This is a genomic window from Microbacterium sp. Bi128 (assembly GCF_918698205.1).
Genome location: NZ_CAKKMM010001112.1, coordinates 1 through 1,700, shown reverse-complemented (window position 1 = coordinate 1,700; position 1,700 = coordinate 1). Strand labels below are relative to the sequence as shown.

The following is a 1,700-nucleotide window of genomic DNA, read 5'->3' as shown; positions in this document are numbered from 1 at the left end:
GGGGTGCACGGCGCTGGTGGTCCACTCATAGCCGAAGGCCAAGGCGGAAAAGTCGTCCAGGATCACCGCGGCCCGGACGTCGGGCCGGGACGGTTGGTGCTGTGGAAGGGCGGCCGGAATCAGCGAGAGCCGGCGTTTGCGCCCCCGCCCCGTCCAGGCCGCTTCCACGCCCTGCACGTTGCGGGGCGCGGCGAAGCCCTGTTCGGTCCGCTCGCGGGACCGCCAGGTCTTGTACTGCGCCACACCGCCCCTGCGCAGATGCCACAGGCCTTTCCGGACCTCCCGGAGACCCGGCATCAGCCTCGGCTCCGGCGTGAGGACCGCCCACGGACCTCGGTTGCCACAAGATTCGCTTTGGCGTCGTCGAGAATCTTGGCGGCTGAGATGTTGTTGCCTTTGGACAGGTGACGGGTGAAGTCCTGATAGGCCTTGATGGCGATTTCCGGCTCATCGTCCATGATGAGATCGCCCTTGTCGAGCCAGATCACCCGTGTGCACATTGCCTTGATCGTGTCCAGGCTGTGGCTGACCAGGAAGACGCAGCCGGCCTGCTCGCGGAGCTCGTCCATCCGCAATTTACTGCGGTCACCAAACTGGGCATCACCGGTATTGAGCGCCTCATCCACCAGGAGAATCTCGGGATCGACGCTCGCGGCGATGGCAAACCGCAGGCGGGACGCCATGCCCGAAGAATAGGACTTCATCGGTAAGTGAATGGACTTCTCGAGTCCGGACAGTTCGACAATACTGTTGAACTTTTCGTCCACTTCGGCCCGGCTCATGCCCATGGCAAGGCAGCCCAGGATGACATTCTGGTCCCCCGACAGGTCTTGGACCAAGGCTGCGTTGACGCCGAGCATGATCGGCGTGCTGGAGGCATACACGGCCCCCGACGTCGGCTTGGACTGGCCGCTGATGATCTTCATCAGCGTGCTTTTTCCGGACCCGTTGCGGCCAATGATGCCGACGGATTCGCCGCGCTCCACCACCAGGGAGAGCTCGTTCAGGGCCTGCACGGTCACCATGTGCGGCTTATTGACGGCGCGGCGCAGGAACCGGGGCTTGGCGGTGTCGGCGTCCGTGTCCGAAGCAGCGGTTGAGGCGACGCGATAGCGCATCCGCACGCTGTCCACGACCACGCATGGATGCCCCTCGATGAAGATTTCCTTCTCACCCGCGTCCATAGGATTCCTCCCCCTTCCAGAAGTAGACAAGCCCAACAGCCAGCGCTCCCAGGGCCCAGGCCGCAAGGATTGCCCACGACTGCCACTGGGGAACCCGGGCATAGAGCACGCAATCCCGGATTATGTCAATGACGTTGAACAAGGGATTGAGCTTGATGGCGGCGAGCATTTGGGGATGCGTGACAAAACGCTCGTAGGTGTAGAAGATCGCGGATCCGTACATCCACGCCCGCAGCGCGAAGGGCAGCAGGTGCGTGACGTCGTGAACGCGGGAGATAACCCGGGCAAGGATGAGCCCCACCCCGAGGTTGAATAGCGACTGCAGGAGTATGGCCGGTACCACCAGTACCCACAGCCAGGTGATGTTCTCGGCTGGAGGCAGCACCACCACGATCAGGAGCATGGCGAGCATGAGGGGCACAGCCGAGAGCAGTTCGCGAACGTTGGCGCCGATGGGAAGTGCAGCGCGCGGGAAGTTAAACGCCTGAACAATGGATTTGTTGCTCCGGATAGAGC

At 62.8% G+C, this 1,700-nt stretch carries 2 protein-coding genes and 1 pseudogene; all 3 read right to left on the bottom strand.

The genetic code is table 11. The features are described from left to right. Window positions 1-297: pseudogene (locus LQV45_RS30295) on the bottom strand (hypothetical protein); the annotation flags it as partial. Beyond that, complete coding sequence (locus LQV45_RS30290) at window positions 297-1,184, bottom strand: ABC transporter ATP-binding protein (RefSeq protein WP_230010917.1); 888 nt, start codon at window positions 1,182-1,184, stop codon at window positions 297-299. The pseudogene LQV45_RS30295 and the gene LQV45_RS30290, both read right to left, overlap by 1 nt. Next, the coding region (locus LQV45_RS30285) for an ABC transporter permease (protein ID WP_230010915.1) at window positions 1,171-1,700 on the bottom strand (530 nt) is incomplete at its 5' end. The genes LQV45_RS30290 and LQV45_RS30285, both read right to left, overlap by 14 nt.

What these genes read in the sequence shown, in the direction of transcription:
- LQV45_RS30290 (WP_230010917.1), bottom strand. Translation starts at nt 1,184, where the DNA reads ATGGACGCGGGTGAGAAGGAAATCTTCATCGAGGGGCATCCATGCGTG.